We start from the raw sequence: 16,725 nt of genomic DNA, 5'->3' as shown, positions 1-16,725 counted from the left end.
GCGTCTTAAACGCCAGCCCTTCCGTAATCCTGAAAAGGACAACCTTAGGCGTTGAGAACCGAAGCCGGGTCGACCTTCACACCCGGGCCCATCGTCGAGGAGACGGCGACGCGCTGGATGTAGGTGCCCTTGGCACCCGAGGGCTTGGCCTTGGAGACGGCATCGGCGAAAGCCTTGATGTTCTCCACGAGCTTGACCTCGTCGAAGGAAGCCTTGCCGATACCGGCATGGACGATACCAGCCTTCTCGACGCGGAACTCGACGGCGCCGCCCTTGGCGGCTTCCACGGCACCCTTCACGTCCATGGTGACCGTTCCGACCTTCGGGTTCGGCATCAGGCCGCGCGGGCCGAGAACCTTACCGAGACGACCGACGAGCGGCATCATGTCCGGGGTGGCAATGCAGCGGTCGAAATCGATCGTGCCGCCGTTGACCACCTCGAAGAGCTCCTCGGCGCCCACCACGTCGGCACCGGCCGCCTTGGCTTCGTCAGCCTTGGCGCCGCGGGCGAACACGGCCACGCGCACCGTACGGCCGGAGCCGTTCGGCAGGTTGCAGACGCCGCGGACCATCTGGTCGGCGTGGCGGGGATCGACGCCGAGGTTCATCGAGATCTCGATGGTCTCGTCGAACTTCGCCTTGGCGCGTTCCTTGATCAGCTTCACCGCGTCCTGGATCGGATACAGCTTGGTGGCATCAACACCCTCGCGGGCGGCGCGGATGCGCTTACCTTCTTTCACAGCCATCATGCCCTCCTTATGCCACTTCCATGCCCATCGAGCGCGCGGAGCCCTCGATCATGGCCATGGCGGATTCCACGGTGTCGCAGTTGAGATCGACCATCTTCTTCTCGGCGATCTCGCGGATCTGGTCGCGGGTCACGCGGCCGACATTGCCGCCCTTGCCGGGGGTCTGCGAACCCTTGTCGATCTTCGCGGCCTTCTTGAGCCAGTACGAGACCGGGGGCTGCTTCATCTCGAAGGTGAAGGAGCGGTCCTGATACGCGGTGATGATCACCGGGATCGGGGTGCCCTTCTCCATCTGCGCGGTCTTCGCGTTGAAGGCCTTGCAGAATTCCATGATGTTCAGGCCGCGCTGACCGAGCGCCGGACCGATCGGCGGCGACGGGTTGGCTGCGCCTGCGGGCACTTGAAGCTTAACGTAGCCCGAGATTTTCTTTGCCATAGGACTGCTCCTAATGGACCATCCGCCCGGAGCCTACCGAACGGAATGGCAGTTGCAGATCGCGGTCCAGTCCAAAACCCCGGCTGGCGACCGGGCAGACCTCCCGCGGATGAAAGGCTCTCTCAGAGAGCCTGAGAAGTGCCACCAGTAAGGTGCCACTTCACGCCGGTCAGACCTTTTCGACCTGACCGTATTCGAGTTCGACCGGCGTCGCGCGGCCGAAGATGGACACCGCCACCTTGAGGCGGGCCCGGGCATGGTCGACTTCCTCGACAACGCCGTTGAACGAGGCGAAAGGACCGTCCGAGACGCGCACCTGCTCGCCGATTTCGAAGCTGACGGAGGGCTTCGGGTGGTCGACACCCTCGGCCACCTGGCCCTTGATCCGCTCGGCCTCACGATCCGGGATCGGAACCGGCTTGGACTTGTCGGCGCCCAGGAAGCCCGTCACCTTCGGGGTATTCTTGATGAGGTGGTAAACCTCGTCGGTCAGGTCGCACTTCACGAGCACATAGCCCGGGAAGAACTTGCGCTCGGTGTCGACCTTGCGGCCGCGGCGCACCTCGACGACCTTCTCGGTCGGGACCATGACCTCGTCGAACTTGTCCTCGAGGCCGCGCTGGGCGGCCTGATCCTTGATCGACTGGGCGACCTTGTTCTCGAAATTCGAATAGGCGTGGACGATATACCAACGCTTCGTCATTGCACCTACCCCTTAACTGCCAAGCCCAAGGATCACCGAGCGAACGCCCCAGCCGATCGCCTGATCGACGACCAGGAAGAAGATGCTGGCAAGCACCACCATCACGAACACCATAGCGGTCGTGATCATGGTCTCCTTGCGCGTCGGCCAGGTCACCTTCGCGGCTTCCGAGCGGACCTGCTGTATGAAATCGAACGGGTTCGTCTTCGCCATTTCTCTGCGCCCGCACCGCCTTTAGAGCGGCGGCGAACGTCCTCTGAGGCACGCTTGTGCCCAAATTGAAGGGGCGCGAGGCTGTTTTCAAGCCTCGCGCCACCTGTTCAAACCATCTGCGAGGCGCTCTTTAGAACAAAACGCTCGCTTTGTCGACCGCTGGCAGGAGTGGAGGGACTCGAACCCCCAACCCCCGGTTTTGGAGACCGGTGCTCTAGCCGATTGAGCTACACTCCTCCGGCGGTCAACAGGTGGCGGAAACCCGCCACCTGGATCTCGTTAGTCCATCACGGCGGCGACGACGCCGGCGCCGACGGTACGGCCGCCTTCACGGATGGCGAAGCGCAGCTTCTCTTCCATGGCGATCGGCGCAATCAGTGTCACTTCCATGGTGATGTTGTCGCCCGGCATCACCATCTCGGTGCCCTCAGGCAGCGTCACCACGCCCGTCACGTCCGTCGTGCGGAAGTAGAACTGCGGACGGTAGTTGCCGAAGAACGGCGTATGACGGCCGCCCTCTTCCTTCGTCAGGATGTAGGCCTCGGCCTTGAACTTCGTGTGCGGCTTGATCGAGCCCGGCTTGCACAGCACCTGGCCGCGCTCCACGTCCTCGCGCTTCGTGCCGCGCAGCAGAACGCCCACGTTGTCGCCCGCCTGGCCCTGGTCGAGCAGCTTGCGGAACATCTCAACGCCCGTGACCGTCGTCTTGACCGTCGCCTTCAGGCCCACGATCTCCACTTCCTCACCGACCTTCACAATGCCGCGCTCCACCCGACCCGTCACCACCGTGCCGCGGCCCGAGATCGAGAACACGTCCTCGATCGGCATCAGGAACGGCTGGTCGATCGGACGCTCAGGCTGCGGGATGTAGGCATCCACCTCGGCCATCAGCTTGAGAACCGCATCGCGGCCGATCTCAGGCTGGCGGTCCTCCAGAGCGCAAAGAGCCGAGCCCTTCACGATCGGGATGTCGTCGCCCGGGAAGTCGTACTTCGACAGAAGCTCGCGCACCTCGAGCTCAACCAGGTCGAGCAGCTCGGCGTCGTCGACCATGTCGACCTTGTTCATGAACACCACCAGGGCGGGCACGCCCACCTGGCGGGCCAGCAGGATGTGCTCGCGGGTCTGCGGCATCGGGCCGTCGGCCGACGACACCACCAGGATCGCGCCGTCCATCTGGGCCGCACCCGTGATCATGTTCTTCACGTAGTCGGCGTGGCCGGGGCAGTCCACGTGGGCATAGTGACGGTTCTTGGTCTCGTACTCCACGTGAGCGGTCGAGATCGTGATGCCGCGCGCCTTCTCTTCCGGCGCCTTGTCGATCTGGTCGTACGCCGTAAACGTCGCCCCGCCCGACTCCGCCAGAACCTTCGTGATCGCCGCCGTCAGAGACGTCTTGCCATGGTCCACGTGACCAATCGTCCCAATGTTGCAGTGCGGCTTATTGCGCTCAAACTTTTCCTTCGCCATGTCCTTAGATCCTCGACACGCTTGATACCTGAACGGCAAACTCGTGCCGCCCAATAGGGCTCTTTGCTCAGTTACGCAAGAGCCAGTTTCGATAGGTGGACAGATAATCGGTGATCATTGAATAACCAAGATCCGGACCTTCGAAAGCCAGAGCGATACCCGTCGCCACGCCGCCAATCAGCGGTTTCGTCTGCAAGCGCCCATCGTATCGCAGAATAACTCGCCCCGTCGCCTTGTCGCGGATCTCGATATCGGCCTGGAACTTGGCCGTATTGTCGACGAAGACGCGCCGCGCGACGGACGGGATGTCGAATGTCTTCACACGAACCACCGCTGTGGCCGGCTGATTTCCGGCAAAGACCGGCGCGGTCAGGCCAATGAACTCGTCCTTCAGTCGCGCCGTCAGCACCTGCTTGAAATGCGCTCCCACTTGCGGAAAGTTCGTGGCAGGCTCCGATCTGATCCGATCACCCGTGGCAGCATCGACGGCGCCGGATTGAACGAAACGCTCCTCCTCCGTGGGCCACGACCGGATGCTCTCTGCACCTTCCACAGCAACCTCGACGATCCTGTATCGTCCAAGATCTTCGGCAGCCAAATCATGGGGCGGGACGGAAAGACATCCACCCAGAAACACACATGTTAACGATACAACGATGCACCTGAGAAACATGAAAGCACCAAGGTCTGGAAGAGAAGATTTGTCGGAATTAGGGGATTGGAGCGGGTGAAGGGAATCGAACCCTCGTATTCAGCTTGGAAGGCTGCTGCTCTACCATTGAGCTACACCCGCATGCCAGTCTGATTGGGTGGTGGGGGAAGTAGGACTCGAACCTACGAAGGCATAGCCAGCGGATTTACAGTCCGCCCCCTTTGCCGCTCGGGACATTCCCCCTTAGAACCCAACCCAAACGCACAACGCCGAGGCTGTTCCGCGGACCGCTTTGCCTTGGCTCGGCGCTCCGTGGCGCTCTTATGGTGAGGTGGATGGCCGGTGTCAACCTCAAAGCGCGTCGAAATCGGATGGTCGTGAATGACCGTTCCCTGTGCTATGGCCTCCAGACAACACGTGAGATCCAAAGAGCATGAGCGAGCGCCCCTTCCAATCCCGCAAACCCCGATTCCAGCGCCCGCACGGTAAGCCGGGCCGCCGAGACCCCAAGGCTTGGCGGCCTAACTTCGAGATCGACACGACCATTCTCTATGGCTGGCACCCGGTCTTCGAAGCCTTGCGCAACGGCAAGCGTACGATTCGCCGCCTTCTAGCGACCGAGAACTCTGCCCGCCGCTTGAGCGAGGAGCTGGATGCCCCTCTGCCGATCGAACCCGAGATCGTCCGGCCGGACGAAATCAACCGTCTCCTGGAGCCGGACGCCGTCCACCAAGGGCTCTATGCCGAGGCCGATCCCCTGCCCTCTCCGTCCGTCGACACCTTGAGCGGCCAGCGCGTCGTGCTGGCTCTCGACCAGATCACCGATCCGCACAATGTCGGGGCCATCGTCCGCACGGCGGCGGCCTTCGACGTGGAAGCCATCATCACGACGGCCCGACACAGCCCCGCCGCAACAGGCGTTTTGGCTAAATCCGCCTCTGGAGGCCTCGAGCATGTCCCCTTCATGATCGTCCGCAATCTCAGCGACACGCTGACAGCGCTGGGCGAGCGCGGCTATCAGCGAATCGGGCTCGATTCTTCGGGCGAAACCAACTTGGATGAGATCAACATCCGACTGCCGGTCGTTCTCGTGCTCGGCTCCGAAGGAAAGGGGTTGAGACAGAGAACGCGGGAATGCTGCGATGCGATCGGACGCCTGGATATGCCGGGAGCCATCAAGAGCCTCAACGTCTCGAATGCAGCCGCAATTTCCCTTTTTGCTGTGGTCAAAGGCGCCTTCCGCAACGTCAAATAACGAACCCGCGCCTGGAGCGAACCGTCTGTTATTGCTTGTAAATCATAGGTTATTGGCAACTTCTTAGACGGAAGTCGCAAATACCAATTGGGAATTGTGGAAAGAAAGGCCGGAGGTAGCCTCCCATTCGATGGATTCTTGACTGTGCAGAGCAGTCACGATGCCTCGGCTCAAAGCTCGGCATTCGGGCTTGCGGCCCAGAACCCGGACCAGACCGGGCACATGAATGGAAGGGAACCCTATGGCAACAGCAGCAACGACGCCGCATTCGGCCGCCGCACCGCGGCCGATGACGAAGGAGGAGAGGAAGGTCATCCTGGCCTCCTCCCTCGGCACCGTCTTCGAATGGTACGATTTCTATCTCTACGGCTCTCTCGCCACGATCATCGGCGCGCAGTTCTTCTCCGCCTTCGACGTAACGACCCGTAACGTCTTCGCGCTCCTGGCCTTCGCGGCCGGCTTCCTAGTCCGCCCCTTCGGCGCGATCTTTTTCGGCCGCATCGGCGATCTCGTCGGCCGCAAGTACACCTTCCTGGTCACGATCCTGATCATGGGCTTCTCGACCTTCCTGGTCGGCCTGCTGCCCAGCTATAATCAGATCGGCTGGGTTGCACCGGTGGTCCTGATCGCGCTGCGCATGCTCCAGGGCCTGGCCCTCGGCGGCGAGTACGGCGGCGCTGCGGTCTATGTGGCCGAGCACGCCCCGGTGGGCCGTCGCGGGTTCTACACCAGCTTCATTCAGATCACGGCAACGGTCGGCCTGCTGCTGTCCCTCGTGGTCATTCTCGTACTGCGCACCTGGATGGGTGAGCAGGGCTTCCAGACGGGCGAAGGCTGGCCGATCGCTGGCTGGCGCATTCCCTTCCTGCTCTCCGTGGTGCTCCTCGGCATCTCGGTCTGGATTCGTCTCCAGATGCACGAATCGCCTGCGTTCCAGAAGATGAAGGATGAGGGCACCCAGTCGAAGGCTCCCCTGAAGGAGGCATTCGGCCAATGGAGCAATGCCAAGATGGTGCTCATCGCCCTGGTCGGTCTGGCGATCGGACAGGCTGTGGTGTGGTACACGGGCCAGTTCTACGCCCTGTTCTTCATCCAGAGCATCCTGAAGGTCGACCTGCTCACCTCGAACGTGCTGATCGCCTGGTCGTTGATCCTCGGCACCGGTGGCTTCGTGTTCTTCGGCGCGCTCTCCGACAAGATCGGCCGCAAGCCGGTGATTCTCGGCGGCTGCCTGATTGCGGCGATCACCTACTTCCCGCTCTTCGGGGCTCTGACGAGCGTGATCAGCCCGCGCCTCAACCAAGCGCTTGAGACCGGAAAGGTCCAGGTTGTGGCTGATCCTGCTACCTGCGGCTCGGTGTTCGACCCGGTGGGCATCCGGACCTTCACCTCACCTTGCGATGTTGCTCGCGTGTCGCTTGCCCGCGCTGCGGTCAAGTATGAACTCGTCCCCGCTCCGGCAGGCACGCCTGCGAGGGTGACATTCAACGGCAAGGAAACCCCGATCGCTCCAGCCATCGCGGCCAACATCACGGCCTTCACGGCCGCGGCTAGCGAAGCGGGTTATCCGAAGGCGGGCGATCCGAGCATCCTGAAGGTCGGCGGCTTCTTCGATGCCCTCGGCAACACTCAGGCCCTGAAGGCTATCGGCATCCTGACGATCCTCGTGATCTACGTCACGATGGTCTACGGCCCGATCGCGGCAGCTCTGGTGGAGTTCTTCCCCACCCGCATCCGCTACACTGCGATGTCGCTGCCCTACCACATCGCCAACGGCTGGTTCGGCGGTCTGCTGCCTCCCACAGCCTTCGCGATGGTGGCAGCCACCGGCGATATCTACTACGGCCTGTGGTATCCGATCGTGATTGCCCTGGTGACCTTCGTGGTCGGCCTCCTCTTCGTGCCGGAGACCAAGGACCGGGATATCATGACCTACGAGGGCGCTGGCGCGAGGCGCTAAACCTCCAACCTGCTACTGAGCACAACAGGAAAGCCCCGCCGAAAGGCGGGGCTTTTCGTTGGGCCAGGAGGGAGCCGGTCGTCAGTAGCAGGTGGTCACACGGCGGACGATCCAGCCCTCGCCCTCAACGAACATACGCTTGCGGGAGATATCGCAGTAAGCGTCACTGCCCGTGGCGGACTGAACCGACGACGTGGTCTCCACATCCTTGGCGGCAATCGCTGTCACAGTCTCCTTGGCAGGCTTTGCAGCCACACCGTGGCTTGCCGGCGCAGCCTCAGCTGACCCAACCAAGCCCGCGCCCGCAAAAACCGAAAGAACGACGAGAACCTTTAGGGCGCCCTGCGACAGGACCCTCGTTTGAACAGAAGCCCCTAAGGCTTTCATAGCACCAACTCCGTGATTGCTGTTTGCCTTACAATTCCAGAATCGGAGGTTGGTTTCGGTGTGCTGGAGCACTTAATATTTACTTTTTGAGGGAACTTGCGTCCTGCCTCGCGTGCTGCTACCTCACCCCTTCGAGATTAGCCGGTGTAGCACAGCGGTAGTGCAGCGGTTTTGTAAACCGAAGGTCGGGAGTTCGATCCTCTCCACCGGCACCATTCATTCTCCTTGAGTGGTAAGGCTTTCAGCGATAACAAGCACTTAGAAGCGTCCTAACTCTCACACAGGACGCTCACATGGCGTTGTTAATGGCTAGACCCTGGAAAGACCCCAAGAGTGGCGTTTGGCACCTTCGTCAAAGAGTTCCTAAGGATCTTATTCAACTAAAAGGGCATCTAGTCACACTCCCTGTGGGGGACCGGTTCGTCTCAGTGAAGATCGGAGAGGTGGTCCAAGTCTCGTTACGAACTAAGGACCAAAGGGAAGCCAAGGAACGCCATGCTGTGGCCGATGCTGCCCTACGTCGCTTCTGGGACAGCCAGCGGAACAACACCCCTACCCGACTAAGCCATCAACAAGCAGCCGCCCTAGCTGGCACCATCTACACAGCTTTTGCCGAGACCCTTGAGCGCAACCCTGGGTCGCCTGAGAGGTGGGCTCTGATGCAAAACATCAACCAAATGGCTAGAGACGGAAAGTTAGGCGCTGGTCCCCTTATGATTGGCAAGGAAGCCGCTCAGGCTCATTCAATGGCTTTCCGCTTCGGTCCTATTGCCGATGCCGTTCTCAGGCGTGAAGGCTTGGCCGTTGATCAGGACAGCAGAAATCTCCTCATCAAGGCTCTCGCTCATGCCCTCGATGCAGCAGCCGCGAAGTTAGAGCGTAACGCTGAGTTCGATTACTCGCCTGATCCGGCAGCCTCACGGTTCCCGAAGTGGAAGCCTATTGAGCATAAGCCTGAGGCTAGGAAGTCCAGCCCTACGGTCTCGGTCGCTGACCTGTGGGAGCAATGGAAGACCTATCATGCGGATAAGAAGGCCCCGACGACCATAGAGCGGTATGAGGCCAGCCTCCGGTCCTTGGCCACCTTCACTAAGGGCAAAGCAGCAGAGTCCGTCACAAGCGATGATCTCTATGCATGGGCTATCCATAGGCGTGATGTGGAGAACATCAGCCCTAAGGTGGTCAATCAGGTTGACCTTGTGGCTGCCAGTTCGGTCTTCATATGGGCTTCCAGCAGACAAGGTGGAAAGCTGATTCCAGGCAACCCTGTCACCAGAGACGTTCGCCTCGATCTTCCCAAGGTCCAGAAGCAGAGGGAATCTACCCTCAGGGCTCATGAGATCACAGCCATCCTCAAGGCTGCCCTAGCCGTTAAGGATGACCCTAAGAACCCGACATCAGCTTTTGCGAAGCGTTGGTGCCCCTGGCTTGCTGCCTACTCGGGAGCCCGTATTCAGGAGCTTACAGGGCTTAAGGTGGAGGACATCCAAGAGGAAGGCGGCATCTGGGTCATGCACTTTCATAAGACGAAGACAGGTCAGCCCAGGACAGTCCCTATCCACGAACATCTAATCGAGATGGGCTTCATCGATTTCGTCAGGAGCAGGAAGACAGGCCCCCTCTTCTACGATCCTAAGAGAAGCACCGGGAAGGCCAAGACTCTGTTGTTGCCCCCGAAAGATCGGACAGATCATCCCAGTTGACGTGAGGCGATGAACTCACGCGGGGAACGATAGCCGAGCGCCTTGTGCGGGTGAAGGCAATTGTAATGCTCGAACCATAAGGGAAGGCTGTCCAGGACCGCCCGTGCATCCGGGATCGGGCTGACGCGGACGTAATCGCGCTTGATCGTGCGCACGAAGGCTTCCGCCATGCCATTGCTTTGTGGGCTCTGCACGGGTGTGGTCCTCGGCTCGAGCCCCATCTCCCGTGCCAGGCTCTTCGTGTCATGCGCGATGTAGCCTGAGCCATTGTCGGAGAGCCATTCAATCGTCTGCGGCAGGCGATTCACCGGCCCGAAGCGGTACTCGACCGCGGTGATCATCAGGTCCTGCACGTCCTCACCCTTGATCCCTTCAGTCGTGGCCACATGCCCCAGCACCTCCCGGTCGCAGCAGTCGAGGGCAAACGCCACCCGCACCTTCTCGCCATTGTCACAGCCGATCTCGAACCCGTCCGAGCACCAGCGCAAGTTGGAGCGCTCCACGGCCACGCGCCCATCGTGCCGGCGCTGCTCGGCCCCGCCGGCATGGCGCTGCAGCAACAGGTCATGAGCCTTCATGACCCGGTAGACGCGCTTGTGGTTGGGAGCAGGTCGACCCTGCTCCCGCGCCTGGCGGACCAGAAGAGCGTGCACGCGACGGTAGCCGTAGGTCGGCAGGTTGCCAATGATCACCTTGATCGCCGCCACCAGGTCCTCATCCGGCAGCGCAGGACGGCCCCGGCGCTTGGCTGGCCGCCCTGCCGCCTGCTCGGCGATGTTGGAGCGGGCGACCTGGAGCGTGGCGCAGACGGCGCTCATCGCGAACCGCCCTTGGGCCACGACAGCGAGCGCAACAGCTGCTTTTTTGGCCCGGTGGCGACCTCCAGCGCCTCCTTGAGGATCTCAGCCTCCAAGGTCTTCTTGCCGAGCAGTCGCTGCAGCTCGCGGATCTGGTTCTGCAGGGCACGGTATTCGGAGGCGGCGACCACCTCCTCCTGAGCGCTCGTGGCCGTGAGGGCTCCTTGGGTGGCCAGCTTGCGCCAGCGGAAGAGCTGGTTGGGAGCCACTCCATGCCGGCGGGCGACCAGGCTCACCGTGGCGTCAGGCTCAAAGGTCTCCTGGACGATGGACAGCTTCTCGGCGGCCGTCCAGCGGCGGCGACGTTGCGGTCCATCAAGGACCTCAATCTTGGAAGAACCAGTCATAGCACCAACACTACTCCTATCTCTTAGCGAGGTGGGAGATCGTGTCCGGTCCATTCAGGGGCTACTTCAGACTCCACAGTCAGAGCAACGGGCTATTAAACTGGCGGATTGGGTAAGGGCTCAGACGAAGCTGGATAAGGCTGTAGATCCCAACCACGGATGGCGGCACACCTTCAAGTCCAAGGCCCTAGCTGTTGGCGTACCTGAGCGGCTCAGCGATGCCATCACCGGTCACAGCACGGGCTCTGTAGCGCGGAGCTATGAGACGCCTACCGTAGGCATGAAGGCGGAAGCCCTGAAGCGTTTCCCTCGCTATTTTTTAACTTAGCTCCAGCAGGATTATGTCTGCTGGAGACTGAAGGCGTTCGCTATGCCTCCGTCGGTCTTGGCTGGGGGATCTATCATGATGGCAAGCCGAAGTGACGCTGTGCGGCGTCTCTCGATCACTGAACACGACATCTGCAACGACACGTCCGGTGAAGCAAAGTGGATGCCAACACCGAAGCGCCGTCACAAGGTTTGGTCGCTTAGATCCACGATTATATCGTCCACAGCCACCTCTGAGACTCCATCAGGGTCAGCCGCTTGTGAGCCAACTAGCGAGTTAGTGCCTCTCAGTGTTCCAATGAATCCCGACATAGGGCACCACCTAGGGCAAGGCCATGTTGATGACATCCGGTTCGGCTTTTCCGCGCCTGACGATCGGGTCTCGTCCTTGAACATTTCAGCCGAGGGCTCATTCGGACAGAAGCATCCCTCCCTATCATTCGATATAGAGTTCGATCAGGAGCGACCCGACGCTGTCACGATTAGCCTGCTAGACTTGGACGAGAATGGTTTCATTCAGGCTGTTCATAGGACTGTTCGGTTTCCAGCCCACCACTTGGCTGAACTTCTGAGCAGACGGCGAGCTACAGCAGAAGAAACGAGCCTGTGGCAGACGTCAGAGAGTGAGGAGTGACGTTTTACGCCCTCACCTCAATCCCAAGCCAACTCAAGATAGACAGCCACCAGCACCCCAAGGATTGTGAGGCCAAAGGCGACCGTCAGCGGGATCACGAGAGATCTGAGGTCATGGGTGTCCATAGAGCACCCGACATCGATACCTTAAGTCGACGTTGGCGAGCGCATTAAGTGCCCTTGCTTGGATTTCGCTCTGGCCTGTCAGACGCCCAGTCCTGATCACACAGGAACGTTGGTCATCCTGTCCCTAATGATTGTTCGAATTTGCTTAAGCTCATTCTGAACATTGGCAAAGCACTTGAGCAGTTCAGCGTCTGACATCACTGTCGAGGAAGAGCTTTCCTCTCTGGAAAGTCGGTCATCAACGACACTTCGGATATCCTCAAGGGCAGTCTCACCGATGCCAGGCGTCGCCAACCAGTCCTTATTCGAAATCCGCGTCATCTCACGGATGCTGGGGTGTCGATCCTGAAACTCACGAAGGATGGCTGTCCTTACTCGCGGAGAGACTAGTTCTAGAGGAAATGGATCATCTAAGTTCATGCAACCTCCCGCAACTCTTGTTGATCGTTATCGCTACGTGGAATCTGGGCCAACACAGGGCAAAAGCCAGACGAATCCTTGGACTGTCAGCCGAATATACCTTTGAGCCTAATCAGGTCTTGTACATTGCATCAGTCGCATCAAGGCTACTCACGCGGGATATGACACCGCGTTCAGCCGCCGGTTCACCACCTGCTGCCCCTTAGGGGTCAGTCTATCGAATGCCTCAGTTCGGCTTCGCCTTTGAGGCTTCAGGGAGGGTAAGGTGGGCGCTCAGGACCTCAACAATCCTCGCTACGTCTCCTCTTGGGATTGCATAGGCAATAGGCCCGTAAGAGGGATGGTCAAACGCTAGGAGGGAACCCTCAATCTGGGCGAGTTGGATGTACCACGGCGGACTGAAGACCGTCTCAACCGTCTGTCCATCAAGGGACTGCTTGCGCGTCCCCACGACCATACTCGACCTTGCCTGACCAAGTAATTTTATGAGCTTGGTGAGTTGCTCAAGGTCTAAAGCTACAGGCGCTGATGGACCCTCAATAGGGCCAATATCGATGGTGACCGTCTGCTGGTCATCAGCAACCTTTATGCCGACCCGTGCTTCAGCCATCGTTGCGCCCTCCGCGGAGGATTGGGTCTAGATTCGAGGGACTGTTACACGCACCAAAAACAAAGCCCCTTATGATAGAACACTTTCCGGTCTCACCTGTAGGGGCAATTAAGGGCTTAGGTTCGCGCCCATGGCCACAAGATCAAGCACGATCCCTTCTCTTCAGAAGGTTTACGGCTCTTCAAGGCACCACCGTCTCCAGCAACCGGCCCACTACCTGCCTCCCCTTAGGGGTCAACCAAGCGACCATCCTCCTAGGCTCCCTCGGGTCCCAATCTTTGGCGATCAGTCCAAGCCCTGGTCTTCTGCTTCTATGCACCTCCCCAAGTGCATCCAGGTCCCTTGAGATGCTTGAGAGAGCCACATCAGTAGCGTCTGCCAGTGACTATCGAGATCCGTACCAATTCTAAGTTCTTTATCGTTGATGGCCTTGGGCTGTTCTTCGGGACCAACAAGTGGGAAGCCTTCTGGAACCCTAAGCAGGGCTGGATCTGGAGCCGTGTGCCTGAGCGGAAGGCTGGCTGATCCCAGACATGAAGAGAGCCCCAGGAGGTTCGCGGACCTGAGGCTCTCAACATTCACTTAGAGACATCATGAAGGGCTCTCGCCGTGGGGATAACTCCGCTCTAGAGCATTAGATCCGCCGGGGCTGCCATGTGCGGCCCCTTCTCATATCTGGCTATGGGAGTTGAACGCAGATGGTCAGGGCGACGGTCGCGGCTGCGATTGCGGTGGTCAGAAGCCCTAGGTCGATGGCTGAAGTCAACTGCTTGGACACGGGCTACCCCTGACACAACAATCCCCAATAACGCGATTGCTGCGGTTCGGTTCCCGCCTAGCTCTAAGATGCCCTTTCCCGTGTCGCCGTCCCGTCACCAGCGGCAACTTCTTAGCCGGAGGGACTCGGACCTCGCGCGGCAGCAAACGCCTGTCTGTAGCAGTATCGTCCGGCCTTTAAGCTTGTCTCAAGAATAGCTGCCTCATCCTAGCCTTGCTTTGAATGAAACTGGCCAAGGTCAACGCATAGCAAGGAATAAGAACGATGGATCACAGCGCTCTCGTTGAGTTGGTGTCTGCCGACCTGTCCCAGAGTGTCTCAAAGATGCTCGTCGAGATGGGCTCGGAGGATGGTCAGAGGTTCGCCAAGAAAGCCCTCGTCGAATTCTCTCAACAGGCGCTCAGCGGCGCTCCTCGGGTTGGCAGCATGGACATCTCAACTTTCACAGACGGGGAGAGATACGCCTTGGCTCAAGCCTCCGCGATTGTTCTGGCGACCATCCAAGCAGATGCGTCAAAGCCGCAGTGAGGCCCTCTCATCGCTGATACCCCGCCCCATGAGCTGTCGCGTATAGCTCCTTCACGTTGATCATCACTTTGATGCTTTTCCCTCCGCACTTTGAGCAGCGAAGGCGAAGAGCCATATCAGGCACGGGCAAATCATCTGGCCAACCGTCGATTGAGACAACAGCATCGTGGTGGCAGCCTCTTGCTTCACAGAAGACAGCCACCGTATGCAAACCCGATGCTCGACTAGAGGCAACTGTTACAGGTTGGATTTCCTTGCCGTTCTCATCATAAGCCCTTCGTGGATTCCGACGTGGTCTAGCCATAGGGGAACGGACGGTCATGCAGAGCCCTCTTGGGTGGCATAGGAAGCTCTTTGAAGGTCTCTCCCATCACGGCACTTTTGATTACCCCTCTGCTGACGCCATAGTCACGGGAGAGTTTGCCCCACTCGCGTTCACCCGAGGCGAACCTGAGGCGAGCTTCCAGAACCTGCTCTGTGGTCAGCTTCCGCTTCCGTATTGGCACGGCGAATCTCCATGAGAACGGAAAGGGAACGTCTCATAGAGGCCGTAGGTCCGTCGATGGGGTGATGGAGAGATTGTGGAGAGTGGGGATAGAGCACCGAAGCTATCTATAAGGTGTTCGACCTTTTGGCACGCCTTTAGCTGCTCCTTAGGGAGGCTCTGCGACCCATTGAGGTTACAATCATTGACCGAAAGTGCCCCTTGAGACTGCATGGAACGTGATACGCTAAAGACACAAACCTCTTCAAGCGAGCGAACCATGCACCTCCTTACAGCCGCCTCTTTCCTTGCTCTGACTTTTGCGTCCCAAGCCGCACTGGCTCAAGGGCAAGCAGCCAAGGTCCTAGCCCCTGAAACTGCCGCTGCAAAGGCACTGAGCGCCGAGGAGGGTGCGGCAATGGCTGAGGTCCAGCGGAAGAGGGCAGAGGCTGTACAACGCACTCGCGACGAGATGCTAAAGCGAACGACGAGGAGCATCTGCATCGGATGTTGATCAGACCGCCTAAGCTGGAGCAGAGACTCCCGTTCTAGTTGCCATTTGCAGCGTCACCGTCTCGTCACTGGCGACATTTCTCGGCTGGCAGGTGCTTGAACCCTATCAACCAACGCTGGCCGTCTATAAGTGCAACCCTCCCCAAGAGAGCGCCTCTGAGGTCGCCTGACAGTCTTGGCGGTTACGCAGCCGTCGTTACCGTTGCTGGAGAAGAGCAGATCATTGTTGGCCGCGAGCGAGCCACGACGAATAACAAGATGGAGATGACAGCCGCCATCAAGGCGCTTGAGGCTGTCCCTCAGGGTCTCTCCATCGTGATCCATAGCGACAGCCAATACGTGATCAAAGGCGCGACCGAGTGGCTGCGTGGGTGGATGGCCAAAGGGTGGCGTAAGGCAGACGGCAAGCCTGTGCTGAACCAGGACCTATGGATGCAGATGGTCGCCGCTATGGCGGGCCGGAAGATCGTTTGGAAGTGGGTGAAGGGTCACGCAGGTCACCCTGAGAATGAGAGGGTGGACAGTCTAGCCAATGGCGAGGCCCAGCAAGCCGCCCGATCTTAGAATAACCATGAAGTAGTAGATTGCGTTTTGAGTATTGCTCACTGCACGAGCAGCATGTCCTAATACTCCCTAATCAATGTAGGCTATATGTAGAAGCCTCTACGATGGCGGGAACTATCATGAACTATAACAGAACGCTTCAGGGGGAATACGAGACCAACACGCCGATCATTGCACCGGACATTGAGGAGAGATTGCATACTCTCTTAAACGCTCTTGAGTGCATGGACATGCGAACCGCTCGTGAGTTGGAATGGCTCGACAAGAGTGGCGCTGAGGAAGACCTGAAGGAGGCTGTCAGGCAGGACATCCAAACTCGCCACCAGGAAAGGCGACTGCCTCTCCAAAATGCCGTTGAGGAATTACGTGCCCAGCACCACGCTTCCCCTTCAGATGCCGCCAATCGAGCACGACGCCAGAACTGAATATCAACCTTGGAAGTCCCATAGGACAGGCCACTGGGCGCGTTGCATACCAACCCGAGGCAGTGCCTCAGACACTCCTAGCGCCCTAGCCGAGGATAGCCCCCTCCCCGGCTGGGGCGTTTGTTTTTGCGAAGAGAACGAAGGCAACTGAAACCCTTCAACAGTGTGGGAGCGCACTTCAACCGCAAGGCTCCGGGTCCACCTTCCTCTAGTCTGCACTATATGACCTTGAGCTTCGCCTAGACGCACTCGCTAGTGAGGGTCGCAATGAAACCTGTAAAGGTGATCTACTCGGCTATAGCTCTTGTAAGCATGAGTTTCAGTGCATTGGCCCAGAGCAACCCTCTGACTTTACGGATGTCCTGCAATGGGGCACGAGCACTGGTAGCCAGCCAAGGTGCAATCGTTCTCAATACTGGTCCCTTAACATACGACCGCTACGTCGCTGGATATGGCCGGTGTGTCTTGGGTGAGGTGCCAGATCCTGCTTGGGTACCCACCGCAGACAACCCTCAGTGCCCTATCGGGTACCGCTGCGTGGAGCGCACAAGACCAGTTGGACGCTGAGGCCAAAGCTTTTTGCCG

General features: G+C 59.3%; 15 protein-coding genes and 4 tRNA genes. 7 read left to right on the top strand and 12 right to left on the bottom strand.

The features are described from left to right. Positions 1-44 precede the first annotated feature (44 nt). From rplA to JKL45_RS12715, 9 genes are all read right to left on the bottom strand, one after another. Positions 45-746: a 50S ribosomal protein L1 gene (rplA, locus tag JKL45_RS12755; protein WP_201861558.1), complete on the bottom strand. Its 702-nt coding sequence runs from the start codon at positions 744-746 to the stop codon at positions 45-47. Between the two features lie 10 nt (positions 747-756). Next, positions 757-1,185 (bottom strand): 50S ribosomal protein L11, encoded by a 429-nt coding sequence (gene rplK / locus JKL45_RS12750; RefSeq protein WP_099511377.1) that lies wholly within the window; start codon positions 1,183-1,185, stop codon positions 757-759. Positions 1,186-1,354: 169 nt separating this feature from the next. Next, positions 1,355-1,888: a transcription termination/antitermination protein NusG gene (gene nusG, locus JKL45_RS12745; RefSeq protein WP_183450861.1), complete on the bottom strand. Its 534-nt coding sequence runs from the start codon at positions 1,886-1,888 to the stop codon at positions 1,355-1,357. 12 nt (positions 1,889-1,900) lie between these two features. Beyond that, positions 1,901-2,101 carry a preprotein translocase subunit SecE gene (secE, locus tag JKL45_RS12740; RefSeq protein WP_201861508.1) on the bottom strand — a complete coding sequence of 67 codons (201 nt, stop codon included), beginning with the start codon at positions 2,099-2,101 and terminating at the stop codon, positions 1,901-1,903. Positions 2,102-2,261: 160 nt separating this feature from the next. After that, a tRNA-Trp gene (locus JKL45_RS12735) sits at positions 2,262-2,338 on the bottom strand. Between the two features lie 42 nt (positions 2,339-2,380). After that, positions 2,381-3,571, bottom strand: coding sequence for an elongation factor Tu (tuf, locus tag JKL45_RS12730; RefSeq protein WP_196262278.1), 1,191 nt, complete (start codon positions 3,569-3,571; stop codon positions 2,381-2,383). Between the two features lie 67 nt (positions 3,572-3,638). Beyond that, the gene (locus tag JKL45_RS12725; protein ID WP_201861507.1) at positions 3,639-4,001 is read right to left on the bottom strand and encodes a hypothetical protein; all 363 of its coding nucleotides are present in this window, start codon (positions 3,999-4,001) and stop codon (positions 3,639-3,641) included. Between the two features lie 289 nt (positions 4,002-4,290). Continuing rightward, a tRNA-Gly gene (locus tag JKL45_RS12720) sits at positions 4,291-4,364 on the bottom strand. 17 nt (positions 4,365-4,381) lie between these two features. Continuing rightward, positions 4,382-4,466, bottom strand: a tRNA-Tyr gene (locus JKL45_RS12715). A gap of 190 nt (positions 4,467-4,656) precedes the next feature. Between JKL45_RS12715 and JKL45_RS12710 the strand changes: the two genes are divergently transcribed. Then, the gene (locus JKL45_RS12710; RefSeq protein ID WP_201861506.1) at positions 4,657-5,478 is read left to right on the top strand and encodes a TrmH family RNA methyltransferase; all 822 of its coding nucleotides are present in this window, start codon (positions 4,657-4,659) and stop codon (positions 5,476-5,478) included. A gap of 241 nt (positions 5,479-5,719) precedes the next feature. Next, entirely contained in the window at positions 5,720-7,438 is a 1,719-nt protein-coding gene (locus tag JKL45_RS12705) for an MFS transporter (protein ID WP_201861505.1), read from the top strand. A gap of 81 nt (positions 7,439-7,519) precedes the next feature. Here JKL45_RS12705 and JKL45_RS12700 read toward each other — a convergent pair whose 3' ends face one another. Continuing rightward, positions 7,520-7,825, bottom strand: coding sequence for a hypothetical protein (locus JKL45_RS12700; protein ID WP_201861504.1), 306 nt, complete (start codon positions 7,823-7,825; stop codon positions 7,520-7,522). Positions 7,826-7,965: 140 nt separating this feature from the next. On the opposite strand from JKL45_RS12700, the gene JKL45_RS12695 reads away from it, so the two are divergent. Both JKL45_RS12695 and JKL45_RS12690 read left to right on the top strand, forming a co-directional pair. Continuing rightward, positions 7,966-8,040 (top strand) — tRNA-Thr (locus tag JKL45_RS12695). A 78-nt stretch (positions 8,041-8,118) separates the two neighbouring features. Beyond that, a complete protein-coding gene (locus tag JKL45_RS12690) occupies positions 8,119-9,528 on the top strand; it encodes a site-specific integrase (protein WP_201861503.1) in 1,410 nt (469 codons plus the stop codon). Here the strand turns inward: JKL45_RS12690 and JKL45_RS12685 are convergent. Both JKL45_RS12685 and JKL45_RS12680 read right to left on the bottom strand, forming a co-directional pair. Continuing rightward, positions 9,516-10,732 (bottom strand): IS3 family transposase gene (locus JKL45_RS12685; protein WP_376771029.1). Its coding sequence is split into 2 segments (ribosomal slippage): positions 9,516-10,400 and positions 10,403-10,732, totalling 1,215 coding nucleotides; the frame shifts between segments, so codons are not numbered across the junction. The genes JKL45_RS12690 and JKL45_RS12685 overlap by 13 nt on opposite strands. A gap of 1,732 nt (positions 10,733-12,464) precedes the next feature. Next, positions 12,465-12,848, bottom strand: coding sequence for a hypothetical protein (locus JKL45_RS12680; RefSeq protein ID WP_201861501.1), 384 nt, complete (start codon positions 12,846-12,848; stop codon positions 12,465-12,467). A 1,042-nt stretch (positions 12,849-13,890) separates the two neighbouring features. On the opposite strand from JKL45_RS12680, the gene JKL45_RS12675 reads away from it, so the two are divergent. From JKL45_RS12675 to JKL45_RS12665, 3 genes are all read left to right on the top strand, one after another. Next, on the top strand, positions 13,891-14,154 hold the full coding sequence (locus JKL45_RS12675) for a hypothetical protein (RefSeq protein WP_201861500.1): 264 nt from the start codon (positions 13,891-13,893) through the stop codon (positions 14,152-14,154). Between the two features lie 1,036 nt (positions 14,155-15,190). After that, positions 15,191-15,715, top strand: coding sequence for a ribonuclease HI (gene rnhA, locus JKL45_RS12670; protein WP_312896954.1), 525 nt, complete (start codon positions 15,191-15,193; stop codon positions 15,713-15,715). A gap of 119 nt (positions 15,716-15,834) precedes the next feature. After that, a complete protein-coding gene (locus JKL45_RS12665; protein ID WP_201861499.1) occupies positions 15,835-16,140 on the top strand; it encodes a hypothetical protein in 306 nt (101 codons plus the stop codon). The last annotated feature ends 585 nt before the right edge of the window (positions 16,141-16,725 follow it).

This window comes from Microvirga soli, from assembly GCF_016734765.1.
GTDB classification, from domain to species: domain Bacteria; phylum Pseudomonadota; class Alphaproteobacteria; order Rhizobiales; family Beijerinckiaceae; genus Microvirga; species Microvirga soli.
Note: the sequence above shows the minus strand (reverse complement) of the source record. Positions and strands in the feature narration are given on the sequence as shown.